General features: G+C 37.6%; 18 protein-coding genes. All 18 read left to right on the forward strand.

All coding sequences use genetic code 11. From position 1 onward, the window contains the following. Positions 1-2 precede the first annotated feature (2 nt). The 18 genes from E3C75_RS07135 (at position 3) to E3C75_RS07220 (ending at position 20,337) form a co-directional block, all read left to right on the forward strand. Complete coding sequence (locus tag E3C75_RS07135; protein ID WP_111679570.1) at positions 3-4,274, forward strand: SspB-related isopeptide-forming adhesin; 4,272 nt, start codon at positions 3-5, stop codon at positions 4,272-4,274. 95 nt (positions 4,275-4,369) lie between these two features. Then, positions 4,370-4,804, forward strand: a complete 435-nt coding sequence (locus tag E3C75_RS07140) for a single-stranded DNA-binding protein (protein WP_111679571.1) — start codon at positions 4,370-4,372, stop codon at positions 4,802-4,804. Between the two features lie 103 nt (positions 4,805-4,907). Then, on the forward strand, positions 4,908-6,053 hold the full coding sequence (locus E3C75_RS07145) for a glycoside hydrolase family 3 protein (protein ID WP_111679572.1): 1,146 nt from the start codon (positions 4,908-4,910) through the stop codon (positions 6,051-6,053). Positions 6,054-6,176: 123 nt separating this feature from the next. Beyond that, the gene (locus E3C75_RS07150; RefSeq protein ID WP_003045947.1) at positions 6,177-6,587 is read left to right on the forward strand and encodes a hypothetical protein; all 411 of its coding nucleotides are present in this window, start codon (positions 6,177-6,179) and stop codon (positions 6,585-6,587) included. 284 nt (positions 6,588-6,871) lie between these two features. Beyond that, positions 6,872-7,129 (forward strand): hypothetical protein, encoded by a 258-nt coding sequence (locus E3C75_RS07155; protein ID WP_111679573.1) that lies wholly within the window; start codon positions 6,872-6,874, stop codon positions 7,127-7,129. After that, positions 7,122-10,271: a VirD4-like conjugal transfer protein, CD1115 family gene (locus tag E3C75_RS07160; protein ID WP_111679574.1), complete on the forward strand. Its 3,150-nt coding sequence runs from the start codon at positions 7,122-7,124 to the stop codon at positions 10,269-10,271. Before E3C75_RS07155 ends, E3C75_RS07160 begins: the two co-directional genes overlap by 8 nt. Before the next feature lie 99 nt (positions 10,272-10,370). Then, positions 10,371-10,853, forward strand: a complete 483-nt coding sequence (locus E3C75_RS07165) for an LptM family lipoprotein (protein ID WP_111679575.1) — start codon at positions 10,371-10,373, stop codon at positions 10,851-10,853. 117 nt (positions 10,854-10,970) lie between these two features. Next, on the forward strand, positions 10,971-13,148 hold the full coding sequence (locus E3C75_RS07170) for a pLS20_p028 family conjugation system transmembrane protein (RefSeq protein WP_111679576.1): 2,178 nt from the start codon (positions 10,971-10,973) through the stop codon (positions 13,146-13,148). A 5-nt stretch (positions 13,149-13,153) separates the two neighbouring features. Then, positions 13,154-13,438 (forward strand): BRCT domain-containing protein, encoded by a 285-nt coding sequence (locus E3C75_RS07175; RefSeq protein ID WP_111679577.1) that lies wholly within the window; start codon positions 13,154-13,156, stop codon positions 13,436-13,438. Between the two features lie 140 nt (positions 13,439-13,578). Then, entirely contained in the window at positions 13,579-13,884 is a 306-nt protein-coding gene (locus tag E3C75_RS07180) for a hypothetical protein (protein ID WP_018375478.1), read from the forward strand. After that, complete coding sequence (locus E3C75_RS07185) at positions 13,884-14,528, forward strand: hypothetical protein (protein WP_111679578.1); 645 nt, start codon at positions 13,884-13,886, stop codon at positions 14,526-14,528. The genes E3C75_RS07180 and E3C75_RS07185 overlap by 1 nt, the downstream gene beginning before the upstream one ends. Positions 14,529-14,537: 9 nt before the next feature. Then, on the forward strand, positions 14,538-16,487 hold the full coding sequence (locus E3C75_RS07190; protein ID WP_003045965.1) for a hypothetical protein: 1,950 nt from the start codon (positions 14,538-14,540) through the stop codon (positions 16,485-16,487). 19 nt (positions 16,488-16,506) lie between these two features. Next, positions 16,507-16,767, forward strand: coding sequence for a hypothetical protein (locus tag E3C75_RS07195; RefSeq protein ID WP_017650060.1), 261 nt, complete (start codon positions 16,507-16,509; stop codon positions 16,765-16,767). Between the two features lie 12 nt (positions 16,768-16,779). Beyond that, positions 16,780-18,117 carry a CHAP domain-containing protein gene (locus tag E3C75_RS07200; RefSeq protein ID WP_111679579.1) on the forward strand — a complete coding sequence of 446 codons (1,338 nt, stop codon included), beginning with the start codon at positions 16,780-16,782 and terminating at the stop codon, positions 18,115-18,117. A gap of 12 nt (positions 18,118-18,129) precedes the next feature. Further along, positions 18,130-18,714, forward strand: a complete 585-nt coding sequence (locus E3C75_RS07205) for a hypothetical protein (protein ID WP_111679580.1) — start codon at positions 18,130-18,132, stop codon at positions 18,712-18,714. Positions 18,715-18,858: 144 nt separating this feature from the next. After that, positions 18,859-19,677: a ParA family protein gene (locus tag E3C75_RS07210; protein WP_017650063.1), complete on the forward strand. Its 819-nt coding sequence runs from the start codon at positions 18,859-18,861 to the stop codon at positions 19,675-19,677. Then, entirely contained in the window at positions 19,677-19,949 is a 273-nt protein-coding gene (locus E3C75_RS07215; RefSeq protein WP_017650064.1) for a hypothetical protein, read from the forward strand. Before E3C75_RS07210 ends, E3C75_RS07215 begins: the two co-directional genes overlap by 1 nt. A 10-nt stretch (positions 19,950-19,959) precedes the next feature. Beyond that, positions 19,960-20,337 (forward strand): replication initiator protein A, encoded by a 378-nt coding sequence (locus E3C75_RS07220; RefSeq protein WP_003045977.1) that lies wholly within the window; start codon positions 19,960-19,962, stop codon positions 20,335-20,337. Positions 20,338-20,339 lie beyond the last annotated feature (2 nt).

Here is a 20,339-nt window from a genome sequence, read left to right on the forward strand (position 1 = left end):
AAATGACAACAAACAATACTAAAGGACATGGTTACTTCCGTAAGAAAAAATGGGCAAAAGGTCTTGTATCAGGAATTGCTCTAGCAGGAGCAGTAGCCTTCTCATCAGGTGCAGTTTTAGCTGATGAAGTGACTTCGCCAGTGACTGAATCTGAAGCAACAACAGTTGTTACACAACCAGAAAGCACTAATGATAATAATGCTTATGCAGCACAAGCAAACACGTCAACTGGAACTCAACCAGTAGCTATTGATAATAGCACTGTTGAAGCAGCTGTACAAACTGCTACAGAAACAGGAGTAGCGGTCACAAAAGAAGCAACCGTTGATCAAGGTACAGATACAAATAGCACTGATTTGGACGCTTCTAAGGCTGATATTAAGTCAGATCAAGAAAAGCAAGTTAAAGAGATTAAAGCAGCTACACAAACACAAGCTGACAATAATGCGGCATATAGTGAAGCACAAGGTGCTATCGATGCAAATAATGATTTTGTAGAAGATGCAAAAGGTAAGCATGAAAAAGACACTACGGTAACTGTTACAACAGATGGTTCAACAGCCACAGATGGTTCAGCTGCCAAAAATAAACAGGCTACTGAAGTGGCTAAGAAAACCTTAAAAGGTAACCAAGAAAGTGTTAAAACTTACGAATTAAACAAAGCCACTTATGATGCGACAGTTGCAGAAGCTAAAACATTAAATCAAGCAGTAGAATCAGCTGCTAATGCTCTTAAAGATAAAGGTGTTACAGTAACTACAACTGAAAAAGTTGTTACTTCGGTTGCAGAAGTAGAAGCACTACGTAAACAAAATGAAGCAGCGATTGCTTCAGCTGAAAAACAAATTACCCTAAACACTGCCATCTTAGCAGCACATGACAAAACTAAAAAAGCCAGTGATGCCACAAATGCGGATGCTGATAGCAAAGTTACAGATCTTAAAGAAAAAGGTGTTACAGTAAATGTAACTACAACAGTAGTTTCTTCAGCTGAAGAGGCTGAAACACTACGTAAACAAAATGAAGCAGCAGCAACTTCAGCAGGTAACCAAGTAGCTTCAAACAACGCCGTCTTAGCAGCACATGACAAAACTAAAAAAGCCAGTGATGCCACAAATGCGGATGCCGATACTAAGGCTAAAGAACTTCAAGGTAAAGGCGTTAGTGTAACAACTGCTGAAAAAGAAGTCTCTTCAGCAGAAGAAGCTGAATCTATCCGTAAGCAAAATGCAGATGCCGTTGCTTTAGCAGAAAAGCAAGTCACTTCAGATAATGCTATTTTAGAAGCGTATAATAAAACTAAAAAAGCTAGTGATACCACAAATGCGGATGCCGATGCTAAAGTTAATGAGCTTAAAGGTGCTGGAGTTGTCGTAACGACTTCATCAAAAGAAGTTTCTTCAGCAGAAGAAGCAGAAAAAATTACTTCTCAAAATAAATCTGCTTATGATCAAGCAAAACAGAAACAAGCGGATTGGCAGAAAAAATATGATGAACTACAATCTAAAACAGGCACAGAAGGCTATACAAAACAAGTTGTTCTTCAAGCACTAGATTTATCAGCATCAAACCCACAGGCAACACATGGCTCTTCTGCTGCTGGTTCTCAAATTGTAGGTACTCGTGATATTGGCTCTACAACAGGAAGTTCTGGATATGGACGTATTCTTGACTCAACTGGAGTCTTCAAGTATGCGAATGTTGGCAAAGGTTGGACAACAGAAATTGATTACACTAATCTTAAAGGTTTAACTGTTACGACAACTGATGGTCAAAAGCATGATATTTCACGTATCCACCGTACTTTCCAACTGGTAAATACTGGAGCTACAGGCTTAAATGATGTTTATATTCCAAACGATCCAACGGAAGGTTTCATTGTAGCACGTAACAATGGTACAGGCAGTTATTCAGATTATATGAATTTCCTTGTTACAGATTCTTATTACTACACTGTAAATGGAAAAGAAGTTGTGTACTCAGCCTCACAAGAAACACCTATTGCTTTAACTTATTCATCACTTAATAATAACCCAATTGGTCGTGAGGGGGCACGTGCAACAGGTGATGGAAGTTCAATGGTTGAAATTAACGGTTCAACGGTTAGCGTTCATGGTGACCAATTTGCATATTCTGACAACTATAACCGTCAAGAAGAAACAGGACTTAACTGGGACACAACAGATTCCGCTTACCAATACAAAGGAGCTGCGATTGGTGTCTTCACTCAAGGTTCAAGCTTTACGACTGAATTTGTGCAATGGGATGGGTCAGCTGATCCAGCAGGTCAAACTTACTGGTTTGCGATTAATACTCGTGTGGTAGCACCAGTTGTTGAAACACCAACAAGTGCTCGATTGACCAAAACTACGGTCAAACCAACTGAAGTTAAACCAATTAGTGCTTCACTAATTAAAACAACAGTTAAACCTTCTGAGGTTGAACCAGTTAACGTTTCCATTGTTAAGACAACGGTTGACCCTGTTTCCCCTGATCCAGTTTCAGCTGAATTGGTTAAAGCTAAAAATCCTGAGAAACCGACTCTTGAATTAACCAAACTAGCTGATACTAAAAATCAACAAGTATCCGTTGCTTATCATGATTACAAATTGTCTTATAAACCGACGGTGACTAAGACTGTTACGGACACTGATAAGAAAAACACAGATGGTGCAACAGTTGCTAAAAATACTCCGCAAGTTTATACTCTAGACCACGATAATATCTATGCTAATATCAAAGTTGGAGATACTATCACTATTGTGGATCCTTTGGAAGCAGGTGCTACACCAGTTGTTGCTGAAAATGAAGCTGATGCTCAGGCAAAAGGTTGGACAGTCAACTACGATGAAATTCAAGAAACTTACACTTACACAGCTGTTTACCAAGGTAAAAAACTTGAGGCACCAACGATTAAATGGGTTCCTATCTACGATAAATCATTCTATGATAACACTTATAAAGTGTTCAAGAATGATTATGAGGCCTTTTCAAATACAGTAACGACTTATACCCCACCAACTCCAGATCCAGTTAAATCAATTACTGATAACTCTGGTGCAGACATTAATGGTGCGAAAACATTTGACCGTAACGTTAACTTCCATTTGACTACAGACTACAGCCCATACACGAAAGTAACAGCCTCAACTCTTGCGATTGCTAAGGGCTTTGCGATTATGGATGATGTTCAAGATGGTGCCTTTACTGTAAATGAAGATGGTATTACTGCAACAGCTACAGATGGTACAGATGTTAAAGACTTATTTACCATGTATCATGTTCTTTCAGATGAAGCTCGTACAGAAGCTATCCAAGCTATCTTGGACAATGCTAATCTTTCTCCAGTTGGAGAGTTCTATCTCTGGGTAGCTAAAGATCCAGCTAGCTTCTACGCAAACTATGTTAAACAAGCTAAGAACGTCACAATTGATCTTCCAGCACGTTTACTTGTTCCAGAAGGAGAAGTAGTTGAAAATGACTTCTACCAAATTGATTTTGGAAACAGCTATCAGTCTAATCTTGTTACTGTTGAAGTACCAGATGTGACCCCAGAAAAACACGCTTTGGATCAAAAAGATGATAACATTATCTTAGATGATCAAACGGTTCAAATTGGTGAGTACATTCGTTATCTTCTTGATGGTGTAACTGTTCCAGTGAAACATGATACGTTGTGGCAATATGATGGTAAAGATAAGCTCGACATTGCACATGACCGCTATACTGGTAATTGGAAAGGTATTATCAAAGGAACTGAATATACAGCTAAAGAAGACCTCGTACTAACCTATGATGTAACGCTTGAAGATGGGACACTTGTTAAAGCTGGTGATACTATCAAATCTGGTTCTAAGTATGCCTTTACCTTTGAATTTGACCAAGATACTAATAACGATTTTATCAAGAAGATTGTAACAGTAACTTGGGACGATAAAAAAGGTGAATGGGCATACAGCATTGATGAGGAATTTCTCCGTTCACTTGGTGTAGAGGGAACCTTCGATGCAGACTTCTACCTAGAAGTAGAACGTATTGCAGCAGGTGACGTTGAAAATACTTTTGTAAATATTGTGAATGGCAAAGAGATGACTGCAAAAGTCACAACTCACACTCCAGAGCCACCACAACCAACTCCACCAGCTCCAAATACACCAGTTAAACAAGCTAGTCTTCCTTCAACTGGTGAAGCAAGTAGCATTCTTACAGTATTAGGTGGATTCCTGCTTTCTGGATTAAGTTTGGCAGGCGTTCGTAAACGTAAAGAAAACTAATTTAGGTAACTGAAAAGCTCGTATATAACAAAAATAGGCCACAAGAAGAATACGTTATACACTTGTGGCCTTTTATTATCAAGGAGGTTAATAACATGCAAGCATTTATTGCACAAGGGCGAGTGTCAGATATTCCATCTGATGCAGTTGGTAGAACAGCTAATGGGCATGTCAGCTTTAAGTTTGATTTTGCCTGTGATTCTAGCTTAAAGGGGAATGATGGAAAACCGTTGACGAGTTTCTTCCACGTGCAAGTTTATGGTAAACAGGCTGAAGTTATGGCACAAAGCTTATCAAAAGGTTCTCCAATTTTAGTTAACGGAGAAATTGTTCAGCGTTCTTATACGACTGAACAAGGACAACGTCGCAGCTATCAATACATTGCTCCAAATCAGCAGAATGGCATTACTTTCTTAGAAGGTAAAGAAGCGGCTCAAAGACGTAAGCAAGGAAACTTTAATACTTCTCAGGCATCAACTCAACCAACGTCGGCTTATCCAGAACCAATGGATGCAGATGAACCCTTTTAAATAATGGTAAAGCATTCAAGGACTCACCTTGAGTGCTTTATTTTTTGTAAGTGTGTTTTTGTGTCTAGATACATGATATAATAGATTTGTTATGAGAAGAAGATTGAAACCTATTGTTGTTTATGTATTCTTCCTGTTTATAATAGGTGGACTGATATTTGCGAACCATCAGAATAAAGTAACATCAGAAAGACGAACAGAAAAGAATGTGATAACAACTAAAAACAATAAAGAAAATCAAAAAACTAAGGTAGTTCAGAATTTATTAGCAGCTATGACTTTAGAAGAAAAAATAGGTCAGCTATTTTGGGCAAGAGTACCTTATGGCAACCAAATAGAGGATATTCAGACCTATCACTTAGGGGGGTACATTTTATTTGGTAAGGATTTTGAGGGGCAATCATTAGAAGGTATTAAGGCGCTAACGGATAGTTACCAGTCAGCTGCTGAAATTCCACTGTTAATTGGATCTGATGAAGAAGGGGGAACAGTAACACGTATCAGTTCTATCCTAAACGCTCCTTTCCAGTCGCCAATGTCTCTGTATCAAAGTGGAGGGCTTCAGGCTGTTGTTGCTGACACTAAAACGAAAGCAGAGACACTAAAATCAGTTGGAATCAATGCTGGTTTATTCCCAGTTGCGGATGTAGCAACGGATTCATCAGCTTTTATTTATAACCGGACAATTGGAGAAGACGCCAAAACAACCGCTAAGTATGTCAAATCTGTTGTTCAAGAACTTGATAAAAATCAGGTTGGTTCCACCCTAAAGCACTTCCCAGGTTACGGAAATAATGGGGATAGCCATACAGCAATCATTCGAGATGACCGTTCTTTGGAGGCATTGCGCCAATCGGACTTCTTACCGTTTGAAGCTGGGATTTCTGCTGGCGCAGATAGTGTTCTAGTTTCACATAATATCTTATCTAAGCTTGATAATGTACCATCTTCAATCTCACCTAAAATCAATAAGATCCTGCGAAAAGAATTAGGCTTCAATGGTGTTATCATGACAGATGATCTGGATATGGCAGGATTAGCTAACTTTGTTAATCAGGATGAAGCAGCTCATCAGGTGATTTCAGCTGGAAATGATTTGATCCTAGGTTCTTCTTACCATACGCAAATTCCATACCTACTAGAGAAAGTTTCCTCAGGTGAGTTATCTGAAGAACGGATTGATGAATCTGTTAAACGAATCCTATCATGGAAATATGAATTGGGATTGTTATCAACTCTAGAGAAATAAAGAGAATATTTGGCAATATTATGTCACTATTAAAAAAAGTCAAAAAAGAATTATAGTTTTACTGAAATACTGGGACAGTATGATATAATTATAATAAATACATAATATACAAAGAGGTGAAATATGGCAGATCAAACAATCATTAATTCAACTGTAGATGCTCTTAGAAGTGAAATTTTCGCCATTATCCAAGCTAATCATGAGTCCATTTTAACAACACTGAATGAGCTGAGTGTGCGTGATATTCAATATCCATTTGTGGAATCGAAGACTTTAGGTAGTGGCAATCAATTTATTTCAATGAATTTAACATTTGATGGTGGATATCATATTGGTATTTCTAAATTTCACTTATTTGTTGGACAAGTACTTAATGATTTAAGATTGGAGCGCTCTAACGATTCTGGAGAGCATTTAGAGATAACTAACGATAGTAATCAAGCAGTTCAACATTTAGGTGATTTTTTGTATGATTTAAAACAAATTGATTTTAATGCTATTTTGAATAGCTGGAAAGAACGTTATATCCGATAACATGATTTAATAGACAAAAATAGCACGTGAGATTAGTTCACGTGCTATTTTTGGTTAGAGCTTTATGCCTATTTAAGTATATCATAAGGCTTGCTAATATACTAATTTTAAGACGTTTTCAACTTGTTTTGTGGGTATTTCTTTATGAAATGCTCTTAGAATGAGAGCTAAAAAGTTATATAACTTTTTATACAACTTCCTAATTTGTCCGCTTAACGCAGAAAAAGCAATTATCCCTTAGACTAATAGTGTATTCAAAATTACATCAGAAAGGATAATTGTTTATGACAAGAAAACAAACAGATGATCAATCAGATGAATTGATGGCTGAGTCTCTTCAGGTGGAAAACTATCTGAAACAGGGGAGAGGTTGTCATCGCTATACCGTTCAATTAGGAATTGAGCAGGGGATAAATTCCTATCTGGAAAGATACCAGCTTGCATCACCTCAATTAAAATTTAAAATATTCCTCTTTTCAAGTTTCTACGGTGAGAAAATCAAGCGTTTCTTAGAAGAAATCAGAGGTGAACGGTATGTATAGTTGGATAGAGGCCATTTATTACACGCTTATTCAATTAGCCAAAGTCAATAGGTTCAATGCTCTCCTCCTAGTTAGTTTTGTAGGCTATCTGGGTTATCAGGGAATAAAAGTTGTGAGAGAACCACTTAGAAATCTTTTCCGGTTGATAAGAGGCTTGATAGATGATAGAGAACTTTTCAGGGAACGTTTCATAAATAGGAGTGCAGAATTAGCTCATATCTTGAAGAATCGTCATGAAATTGACTGGAAGTCAGCTGGTAAAGTTAAGAGTAAACAGTTCTGGAATCTTATGAAGCGACTTATGACAGTTGTTCCTTCATTTTTATTCTTGCTGATTGGTAACCTTCTCTTCCGTCTTATCTATAAATTGCCCTTTGTGAAGCAAGACAGAAAGCGATTTGACAAGGAAATGAAGCCTCTGCTCTACTTCAAAAACTACCGTAGTTTTGTATTCATGGGTTTGGGCTTCAGTTTTATTGCTTTAATTTTGACGAACTATTTGGTAACTGTTTTAAGGGCAGCTATCCGCTTCCTTTATTTCTCACTCATGACATTGAGGGATAGCAATCAAGTTGTCGTCTTTAATGTTGATAGCTTACTCATTCAGAATTTATTTAATGCTAGAGTATTTGTGATTGCACCGATTCTAGCAGTACCAATTTTTATTATTGGTTTAATCATTGCCTGGCGTTCAGCTTGGGTTAATTTTGAACAATATCGTGACTATAACCATAATGAGGAAGGTGATGACCGTTTTGCAACTGTCAAAGAAATTCACCAGCAATATAAGAAAGTTCCCAATAAAACAGAAACTTATCCAGGTGAAGGTGGTGTACCAGTCCTACATGAGACGAGACCGAATCTCACAGGTTTAACATTAGGTTCTCAAATGCTTTGGCAAAACCGCACTTTTAGCCGATATATGACGAATGCTGAAAGAGTCTTAGGGATTTATGCGAAAGCTTCAGGTGATTATTACATCGATGACAGCACCACTAATATGCTTGGTATTGGTATGACACGTTCTGGTAAAGGCGAAGGGCATATTACAACGACTATTGATATCAATAGTCGTGCAGAAATTCAACCGTCGATGGTTCTTGCCGATCCAAAAGGGGAACACTATCAGTCATCATATAAAACCATGCGCCGACGTGGCTATGATGTTAATGTCCTATCTTTCCAGAATATGGATTGGTCTATGTCTTATAACCCTCTAGCTCTTGCAATAGCAGCGGCCAAGAAAGGTTACTATGAAATGACACAGACAAGGGTTAATGCGGTTGCTGAAGCAATTTATCGTAAAACGAAACCAGGTGTTGGCAACGGAAATGCCAAATATTGGGAAGATACCTCTATTTCGCTCTTTAATGCTATTGCTATGGCTCTCATTGACCGAGCTAATGAAACATTCAAGAATGGAGAAACGGATGCCTGGGACACGGTTACAGTTCGAAATATCGCCAAATTCTTAACCGATTTGGGTTCTGAAGAAGTCTTTGTTAATGACTTTGGAGAAATCGTTGAGAATCCAGATCGAGAGCAACAAGTTAAGAAGAAATCTAAAATCACGGTTTACTTTGATAACTTGCGTAAAATCAATCAGGAACAGTTTTCTAAGTTTAGAGATATGGCAGACCTTAACTTTAGGTCGTCTGACTTTGCTTCAGAAGAAACAAAAGGAAACGTATTCTCTAGTATGATGTCTGGTATTAATCTGTTCTTGCAAGATAACATTGCTAAACTCACGTCTAAAAATTCTATTGACCTAGAATCAGTTGGTTTCCCACGTCGCTTATCGGTTAAGTTTCGTTCAAGTTCTAATGTAGCTATGCGTAACGAATACGCTCATAAGACTGCTAAGGTAACAATTACCAGTCAATCGGCTTGGGGTAAAACAACTAGACAAGTTATTCACGTAGATGCTGCAACGGCTTTGATAGATGGTGAAGGTTATCTTACCTATGTGATTGAACCAAAACTTCCTGATCGGTTCATAGTAACGATAGATTTCAACCATGAAAATAATGGTGATTCAGCTATTCGTAACAAGACCTTCCAATTCTCAGCTGAGAAAGTCTATAAGAAGCGTGGTAAAATCATTGCGCTGGATGAATACTCTAGGAAACCTATTTTGGATTATATCAAAGTTACTGTTCTCAATGAACAAGATGATAACCTTCTCCAAGAAGAAGATATTGATTTGATTTATTCAGACAATCCTAAAGTGATTTACCTGGTAACACCACCAAACCGTACTGAATATAATAGTATTGTGTCGCTGTTCTTGGATCAGCTGTTTAATGCCAATTATGAGTTAGCTCTGTCAAATGGCCGTAAGTGCGTTAACAGGATTCTTCATATCCTGGATGAGTTCACAAACATACCAGCAGTTCCTCATATGGATACTAAGATTTCTATTGGGCTTGGCCAAAACATTTTATACTATCTCTGGATTCAAAATCTGGAGCAGTTGACCGATAAATATGGTGAAAATATCGCAGCAACTATTCAAGATAACTGTTCGCTTAAAATCTATGTTAAATCTACCTCTAATAAAACTAATGAACGCTTCAGTAAGGATTTAGGAACACGGACAATCACACGTCGCCGACGTTCTAGCAATATCTTAGATGAAGCTAACCCTAACGTGTCTATTGAAAATCCTAAGCAAGAATTGCTAACACCTACACAATTAGCCAAACTCCAGGAAGGAGAAGCGGTTATTCTACGTGGGGTTAAAGGTCGAGATAACGTTGGTCGTAAGGTAACGACAGATCCAATTTTCTTGCACGAGAAGACCAGCCTTCCTTACCGTTATATGTTCCTTCAAGATGAGTTTGATCACTCTATGACCTTGGCTGATATTCCAGTAAATAGTGAGCATAGAGAGCTTGATCTTCAAGATATAGCAGTAGGAGCACAAAGCACTTTTAATAAAATTATTGATTGGCGTACGGCACTAACTGATCGTATGAGAAGTAACGGAGAACCTCCTCAATTAGCTACAAGAAAGCAGCAACCAAAACCTTTACCTCAAGCTCAGTTCACCTCTCCAGATGAACTAACTCATGCTATTATTGCAGATGTTTTTGATGAAGAAGAGGAAGACGATATCTTCTTTGTAGATGATGTGATATAATAAGATAGATAAAAAGTTATATAACAAATTATACAAATTGTTGTCTGAGAGCCATATTTCTGATATAATGAAATCAATTTAATCAAGGAGAAGGTTGTTATGAAAATGAAAAAATTTTTTAGTCTATTGATGTTAGGGCTTGCGCTTATTGTTCTAGCAGCCTGTGGTCAAAAGTCAGCTGAAGATATTATCAAAACAGAATTGAAAGATAGTTATACAGGGTATTCAGAACTTTCAGGATATGATAGCTTGATTTTCACTGGAGGGGGTCAAGAGCTTGAATTTGATAAGAAGAATCATAAATTGAAGTCTGGAGATGAAGAAGTTTATTATGAGGTTGTTGCTGAAGATAAATTACCAAAATCTATGAAGGGAATAATGGCATCTCATGAATCAGAATTAAAAGATAAACACTATTTTATTATTAACGTCGGATACCATAAAGATGATATTTGGGGTAAAGTAGGAGATCAGTTGTATGGTGTTGTTCTAACAGAAGGTGGTAAATCAATCAATATATTTGAGTTTGAAACTGGATATACTAATGATGGTTATTTTAATTTCACAGGTGAAGCTAAATAAGCAAAAAAAGTCTCGTTATGAGGCTTTTTTATATTTCCTATGAGTTGTCCGCTTAACGCAGGAATTTTCATTATCCCTTATGATGGAGGTATCTTATAAAGAAAGTAGGTACCTTATGTGAAATATGATACTTATTCCGATTTGGTCAACGCCTTGGAAACAGGCTTCCTAGATTTCAATGGTAAGACCAATGGGAATATCACAGGGGAGAATGCAGAAAAGATGGCTTCCTTTTATAAATATTGGAGCAACTATCTTGATTCCACCCCAGCTTTCCTCTCCTTTTTAGCCTATATACCAGGTGCCATTGCCAAAGCTCTATATTCCATTACAGCGAGTCTAGAACATGTCTTTAATAATATGTTTAAGCTTTTTGGTTTATTTGGATATTTAGGCGATAACAACACAGTTATAGGACAATTTTTCTTCTGGTTTCAGGTGATAGGAACAACACTATTTAGCTTGATTTTAGTTGTTTCTGCAATAGCTGGTGTTTTTACTAAGCCAGTCAAATACAAAGGGGTGATAACTAACTTCCTTCTAGTGACTATGGTTACGGCAGTGTTACCTTTAGCTTTAACATCTATTTCATCGGTAATTGCTCAAGATGCAATGAATATTCAAACCGTATCTAGTGAAGCACCTGATGGAACTGAACACTATTCATCTTTGGCGATTCAACCGATGAAGAATAATATAGTGGATCTTAAAGTATTGATTGATAATGATTTTTCAACCGAGCTTTTTCCGTTGGATGATTATGGGTATATCAAGCCACCTAAAGAAGGCTCAACGCCAGTCAATAATATTACAGATAGCACTGATAAGCGAGACACTACTGACTTTGCGACACGAATTGATTTTGGGGCAACTTATGGTGCTTCTAATTCTGGATTATTAGATCAAATGGAAAAGAAGCACACTGGTATAAAAGGTTTATTCCTACATAAATTAAACACGAATCAAGATGGAATAGAAACCATTACACAGCACCGTATTGTAGGTGAATTAAATGCCTTTGAACCAGTTTATATGCGATATAAGGTCAACTGGATAGGGATGTTCATGCAATACATTATCCTGATTGTCCTATTAATTTCTATGTCAATTAAGTTGGTTAAATCAGTCTTTGATATTGTGATTGAAGCTATGATTTCACCGCTTCAAGGGTACTCTTCCTTGTCTAATTCCAAGAAGTATAAAGAACTTCTACGAACAATAGGAGGTGCTTTTGCAGGTATCATTTTTGAAGCGGTGATTATGCGTGTGACGCTGGAATTCCTACGTGACTTACCAACGTTATCAGTATCAGCTGTTACAAAATTATCAGGCGGTTTCTTTGACGGTCTTAATATGTGGGAACAATGTCTTGCGGCTTCACTTGTTTATATTGGTGTCTTCTTTGCTGCTATGCAAGGGGTATCAATGATTGAACGTTGGCTTGGCGTTTCTACTGGTCATAGTGATACAGCTCAACAACTGCTTGGAGCGATGATGATGGGTAATGCCTTTGCGACAGGTGCTGGAGCTATCGGTAACGGAGCTATGGCTATGGGAGGCTTTGGACTTGATATGGCTAAGAAAGCTCCTGGAGCAATGGTAGCAGGAAGTAAAGTTCTTGGAAATAGTCTGGCAACAACTGGTGGTGGAATTCGAGGTGCTTTCAATGCTGCTAAAGATCAAGGTGCTTTGAATGCAGTTAAAGGTGGCTTGAGTAACATGTATAGTGCTGCTGACCTTGCAGGTAAAGAGGCTGTCGGTAAAGCGAAAGACTTTGCAGGTGGTATAGCAGATAACTTAGGTCAAAAAGAGCAGGCTGCCCATGATGCTGTTTATAAAGGCATGAAAAATGATGCAGTTCCGCCACGTGCAGGATTTGATTCAACAATCAATCCAAATGCAGAATTTACCTTAAATCCTTCTGGACAATATGGAGGGGAAAGTTTATTATCAGATGAGCCTAGCCCATTTGAAAATACAGATAGTGGCCCAAGTGGTGGTGGTATTACAGATCCAACAGTGACACCAGCAGAACCGTCTGGCGAGGCCTTCGGTGGCATTAGTGATCCAACTCCACCAGCTAGAGACATTCCTCAATCTATTGAAAATAATCCACTTCCCAATGTTACCCATGAAGCACCCAAAAAAACTGAAGGCTCAACGGTTTCTAAACGTAACTTCCAACAATCAATGAACCAAATGCAGTACATGAACCAACAAATGCAACAAGCAGGTCAGCGTATGCAAGGACAATCTCATATAAGAGGTGCTGAAATTGATGAAAGTGAAGAGTAAGCTCTATGTGTGATGTTGCAGGTAAGGTTGTTGTGATTACAGGAAGTTTACGACCAATGAGCCGACAAGATGTGATTACCTTCCTGGAGAAAAAGGGAGCAATCGTTCAAGGATATGTCTCTGCTCAAACAAATATTCTTCTTGCAGGTCATAAACAACTAGATCTTTTTGAACCAGATAGACGGTCAAAAAAGTATGAAGCTGCAACATCCAGAATAGCAGAAGGGCAAGAAATCACAATTTTGTCAGAAGAATCATTCTTCAATATGGTTAAGAAGTCTCAATCTTGAGGCTTCTTTTTTATACAAAAAGTTATATAACTTTTTGTATAAAAACGGCTCTTCAGTTTGAGATGATACAATTTGTCCGCTTAACGCAAGAATTTTCATTATCTCTTATTATGGAACTATACAAGAAAGGAGTTAGATAAATGGATGAAAAATACGGTGTTCCACGTGACATCTATGCCAAAGTAAAAATCATAGGACTATTCATGGCCGATATTGTTTTTGTAGGAGGCTCAGCGGTTGCTGCGGTTTCTATTGGAACTAAGATATTCCCAACGAGTCAATGGCCACAGTTACTTGCCTTTATTATTTTGACACCGCTTATGTGTCTCTATCTAGTTTTACCAGCCAATGGCGGAAAGAAAAATTGGCATAGCATGCTTCTCTTTTTCAGGAGACGACGGAAACGTTACATTAGTTTGAATTATCAGAGAGGAGAGAAACGTTAATGGCTATTAAACAAAATCAACCCCAGCCTGAAGTTAAACGACAATTAGGGCGTAAGCAGGAAAAAAAGCACAGTCAAGAATATTTTGACCTTCATTCATGTGTAGAATTGCTTGATGTAAAGTCAATTATTGATAATCGTCAAGCTTACATTCAATTAGTTGATTACGGTTATCTTCAGTTGATGGAAATACCAGGAAAAGACTTAGGATCACTTTCCTATAATGAAATTCGACGAACAATTGATAATTTTGAGAAATGGTTGACTGACTTTAACACTGATATTCAGATTGAAACAACAACCTTGCCAACTAATACAGATACTCAGATTATGGATCTTCGTCATCATTTGAGCCTCGTTCGGCAAGAAAAGGCAAAATTACTACCTAATTCACGTCTGTACTTACAGCTTCTTGATCGTGAGGCCTTACTGATCAATGAGATTCAAGTTGAAGAGAGTATTCAACAAGAAATCTACAATACAGAGTTTATTTTGTGGCTCTTTGCACCAACTACAACGGAGTTAGATGACCTAGTACGTAAGGCTAAGTCTTATGGAAATAATGATTTTGTTCCTCAAGAAATAACCAGGGTTAAGAAAGAACAAATTATCAAGCAATTCAATAACATGAACGAAAAAGTATAGGAGGATAACATGCCAGAACTTTCAAAACGCAGACAAAGACAGTTAAAAGCGCAAGGTTATGATCTTGCTTTTCTCAGTCGCATACAACCACAAGGTAACATTGATTTCAAAAAGGATGACCGCTCATGGATCAGTGGGGACGGTTATCATACAGCACTTCATTATTACGAATACCCCTCAGAAGATTTAGACCGTTTCTGGTTATCAGATTTAATGCTGATTCCAGGCACACGTTCGTTTTTGTCTCTCTACCGAGCAAATAACAAAGAGCTGAAGCAAGAAATCAAAGATGCTATTGAGGAAAAATCAACTCGTATTACTGGAAACAGTAAGATAGTTGATAACCAACAAGAACTAGATGAAATCAAAGACTTAACTCAGCTGGATAGAGACATTACCAAGAAGAATATTGCGATGCTAGGAATGTATGTTCGGAACTATTCTTCTGCCTCTACTAAAGAAGCTCTCTTCAAGCAAGTAGAGGATATTAAAGACAAGACTTCTAACTTTAAGTCAACTATCCTTTCAGGTGAACTTGACTTTGAATATCATGCTCCATTCATACCAGCCCAATATCAAATTGATTTACCCAACCATAGACGAGGTATTCCTATTAGGGCGCATGATTTGGCCGGTGGTTATTTCTTCAATCACACCAAACTAGAAGATTCTAAAGGTGTTTACATGGGATGGACACCCACCAAAGGAGCCGTTAATTTCAACTTTTTGCAACGTGATCAACGTCGAACTCGTTCCTTTATGATTATTTCAGGAAACCCTAAGATGGGGCAGCGTTCTTTTCTGTTGAAGCATACAGATGGCCTTTATGCCAAAGGAAATTATATTCGTAACTTTGATGCAAATGGGACATTTCTCGATCAGACGAGACACCAGCATGGTCTGATTCTTGATTTATCAGGTGAAGCTAACCGTATCAATATTTTCCAAGTGTTCCCAACAGTAACAAATGAAGATGGAACAGAGATTGATAAGAAGAAATCCTATAATCTACATATTCAGAAGTTAAAGAGTATCTTGAAACTACTTAATAGTGAAGTAACAGGGGATGATTTAACAACCTTCGGTAAGATGCTCAATGAGTTTTATATTGAAGAAGGTTTGTGGGCACGTAATCCTAAGTTAAATCCAGAGAAGTTAAAAGCGACTGATTTAGTAAATGAGGAGTATCCAGTCCTAACAGATTTTATCCACTTTGCGGAAGACTATAAGCGTAGTTTATTGGCACAAAGTCAACCAGATGAAATTGAAATTAAATCTGTTAACCGTATTCATAATACTTTTGATGAACTACTAACAACAAACTCAGAGATCTTTGAAGGCACAACTGAGTTCCAGGATATTTCGTCTGAGCAAGTTGTTACTTTTGACTTCTCAGGCCTTAAAGGAACCCCTCATTTGCTTAATGCACAAATCTTTTCAGTGCTATCCCTAGTTTCAGCCGATATCGTCAATAATGGTAAACGCTGCAAGCAATTATTAAAAGCTAATCCTAATCTAACAGAAATGGATATGGAGCATTATATTGTTAATATCAGTGAAGCTCAAACATTGATCAATCCTAAGTATGAAAGCAGCGTTGAACTACTAGCTGATATGATTGACTCGATGGGAGAGAACTTTGCAGGTGTGGTACTATCGGTTAACTCTTTGCGAGGAATCTTATTTGAATCAGGAGCAGGTAGTCATAAAGATCCGTATGTCACAGCTGTTCAGCGTATCTTTGGGTTGATGCAGTACCGTGTCTTTGCTCAAACTGATGAAACAAGTATTCCTTTGCTTGCTAATGCCTTGGTAGGCTCTATGAATCAATCAGAGCTGGAAACATTGCCACGCTTAGTAAAAGGGCAATTATTTATGAATATTGCTGGGGTAGGCAATCTGGTCTTTAACCAGCAGTTATTAACGCCAGAAGTGCAGAGATATGGTGGTATTCAGTAGAAATAGAAAGGTGACGGATATGTCAAATAAAAATCCAAATAAACTTGGACCAATTGAAAGACGAAAGCAAGCAATCAATAACTATGTGACCGTACGAAAAATTAAGAGTCAGGAAATTAGAGATTATTTTGCCTCGGATGGTGAGTCTGATCCAGAACGCTTAGCAGCCCAGAAAGCACGTGATCAAGAATTTTTAAGAGGTTTAAGGAAACTTGGTGTTGGTTTCATTGTTTTCTTAGTGTTCTACGCTATTCTAAAGACAATTCTTGGTCTTTGGTAGAAGGGAGAATATGTGAAAAAAGCAGTTCTATTTAAGATACTAGCACCGCTCATCTCTCTTGTGTTTCTAATTAGTATTGGTGTAACCATACTAGCAGGTATTTTGGGGGCTGTTAGTAGTTCTCAAACGAATTGTACAACTGAAGTAGCAACTTCTACCTCTACAGAATCCTCTATTTCTTCAGGTGATGGCTCAATTGATTCATTTGTTAAGGAACACAAAGAGGCTTATATCCTGTCTTGGAAAGCTGGTGGGTTCTTACCGTCTGCATCGATCACGCAGACTATGATTGAAAATGGATTCAATTTCTCTAATCCTAATGGCACCTCATTTTGGCAAGCACACAATATGGGTGGTGTTAAAACTTCGAGCAAGAGCAACTTCCCTGTTACTCTAGCAACTTATGGTGAAGATAGTGTTGACCTAACAGGAACGAAACCAGGAGCTAATGTAGGAGATGGTACAGGTGGAGCTTACACCTGGTTCTCCAGTTATGATGCTGGCATTGTTGGTAAAGCAGAGTTTATGGCTCACCAAACACTCTATACTAAGGCTATCAATAATACGGATGGCATAGCGACTCTAAGTGCTATTGCAGACGGTGGCTGGGCTACTGACGGTACTTATAAAACTAAGCTTATTGACATGTACAATACGCTTGGCAAAAAGTATGAATGGCTGGATAAGGAAGCTATCAGTGCTCATGGTGATAAACCTTATAAAGCAGTCACAGCTTCAGCTGGAGATACTGGTCCATCTGATACTTTTACAAGCAATAGTAAAGATTGTAGCGATTCTTCTTCAGGTGGTGCCACTGATGGTACAGGAACAGTTCCAGCTGATGCGACAGCCTGGGGATATAGTCCTGATAACTTACCAGAGAGTCTAAAGCAGTATATCATTGATCCTAAATCGCTTGGCATGGCCTATGCAAGCTCTTCTGGATGGTTTAATCCAGGTAGTGATTATTTAGCTGGTCAATGTGTTAATTTGACAATTAGCGTGGGAAACCATCTTTGGGGACATTCAGGGTCGGTTACTGGAAATGGTAAAGACCAAGCAGCAGCATGGGCTAGCATTTTTGGCAATTCTGTCAAAACTACTCCTAAAAAAGGAGCTATCTTTTCTACACAAAGCGGAGGTGGTGGTTATGGCCATACTGGTATTGTGTGCCATGTTTTTGAAAATGGTTCAATTTTGATTGTAGAGCAAAATACACCACTTTCAGGGGCAGATTATTTTAAAAAATCTTATACCTGGAACTATCGTATCTGGACACCAGAGCAACAAAAGGCAGAAATTACTACCTTTGCTTATCCAGATGGAAAAGAACCAAAACTTGGAAAGTAAAAGGATAAATCAATGAAAGAATGGATAAAAGATAATATGATTTATGTTATCGTGGTTGGACTATTACTAATTTTCTCTGGATTTGCAATTCATAGAAATCTAACCAGTAGCAAACCACAGGAACCTAAAAGCGAACAGACGGAGACGACAGTGGAGGATGATGTATCACAATCAACTCCAGAAACAGTTGATGAAAAGAACTATCGGACAGCAAAATTGAAGCTAGAGCACCCTTATACAGAAGGTAGTGAAGAACATAAGCAACAGGTACTTAAAGCATTTGAAGAGGCTATCAATGCTATTAAGAAAGCAGAACATTTATCAAATGTTAGTGGTACACTAGAAAATCATCTTTCAATGAGTCAAGATGGAATGGTTCAAACCTTTGCGATGGTACTCCTGGTAAATCAATATGAGTATCAATCAAGTAAGCTAGAAGTTATGCCATCTGAAAATGAGGATGTTGTTCAATTTTTGATTGTTCTGACAAAGAAGGGAGAAGATAACTGTTATTTTGTAGGAAACTTTAATACAACGGTTAATCAGATTCAGTTGAAAGCCTATGTTGGTGGGAATATTGGAGGTTCTTTTGGATAGTAAATAAGAAAACAAATGCACAAAAAGTTATATAACAAGTTGTGCATTTTTAGTTGACATAAAATAAATAATAAGATAAAATAGATATATAAAAAGTTATATAACTTTTTATCCAACTAATTATAGAAGAATGGGAGTGCTTTTATGAAGATTCAAACAACAAACCTTGATAAAGGTGGTGGCGGAAAAAGTAGTCATACCTACAATGAAGGAGATTGGTTGTCACGTGTTAAAAATAAGCGTGTCTTGCTAATTGATGGGGCAAGAGAATGTAATTTAACGCACTCCTTTGATGTGACTAGTGAAAAGACAATTTATGATATTTTCACAACAGGTGAGTATGAAATCTGCCGTATAAATGATAATCTTAGCTTAATCCGTGGAGATGAGCGACTGACAGATGAACAGTTAGACTTATCCAGTCGAAACAATAAGTATCTTCAGTTATTTATGTGGTTCAGTGAGCACTACGATGAACTAGCTGAACAATTTGATATTATATTAATTGATACGCACAATGATGAAAGTCTAGTGACAGCGAATTTTATTGCTGTATCTGATATTGTCCTGGGGGTAACGGATGCTTCTACTAACGGTTTTCGTGCCTGGTTAGCTCTCAAAAAATTTGTAGATTATATCAAGAGTGAAGCAGTAGAAGTGATTACAAAGAAAAGCTATGTTAAGGCAGAAGCTTATCTTATTGGCAATAAGATTGAATTTTACGGCAATAATGTGACAGAAACTTGCAAGCAATTCTTGGATGTGGTTCAGGAAGATGAGGCTTACTTAGGATCTATTCAGAAAAAGGAGTTAGTGGCTAAGAGTTTAGTTATTAACCAGAGTGTTTTTGAGCAACGTGAACAAATGACTGAAAAACAAAAGCAGGATCATCAGAAATTTTATGATAATATAGAGTATGTCTATCAAAATATTTTAACGGTACTAGAAGGAGAGGCAGCATAATGACAAATAATCGTTTTGCTCAATTAAGGGACACCTTTGATAAGGAGCTACCTAAAAAACGAAAACAATCATCAGGTAAAGAAGTAGCGGCACAAAAATCACCTGACAGCTACGATAAAAAGGGACGTTACCCCTTTTCATTACATTATGATGTCCGTTATAATAAACTCGAAGAGTTGGTTTCCTATCATAAGGCGAAGTCTGCCTCAGATTATTTAGAAAAATTGATTATCCAAGAGTGGAATAAACTACAACGTAAATTAAAGGATTAAGGAGAAACTGATGAATTATCTTTCAACCATGAGTGATATTCCTGAGTTTGCGACAACAGTTTTAGAGAGTGGGCAGTTTTATGTACCTAGACCATTGATGGAACATTGCCTTCCTGAGTTTGGTGCTAATGGAGTTACAGCTTATGCTTTGTTGCTAGATCGGTTACGTAAACCAATAGATTTTATCTATAAAGGTCAAGATGATGAAGGGAATATTTTTATTTACTTCTCAAATGAAGATTTGGCTGAAGCGCTAAATTGTAGTAAAACGACAGTGATTTCGGTTAAAAAAATTCTGGCACAAAAACACCTTATCGTAGAAGTAAAGCAAGGTTTAGGGCAGCCAAATAGAATTTACTTGACTGATGAAATCTTGTCATATTATTAGTA

It is taken from the genome of Streptococcus thermophilus, from assembly GCF_010120595.1.
Classification (GTDB): Bacteria; Bacillota; Bacilli; order Lactobacillales; family Streptococcaceae; genus Streptococcus; species Streptococcus thermophilus.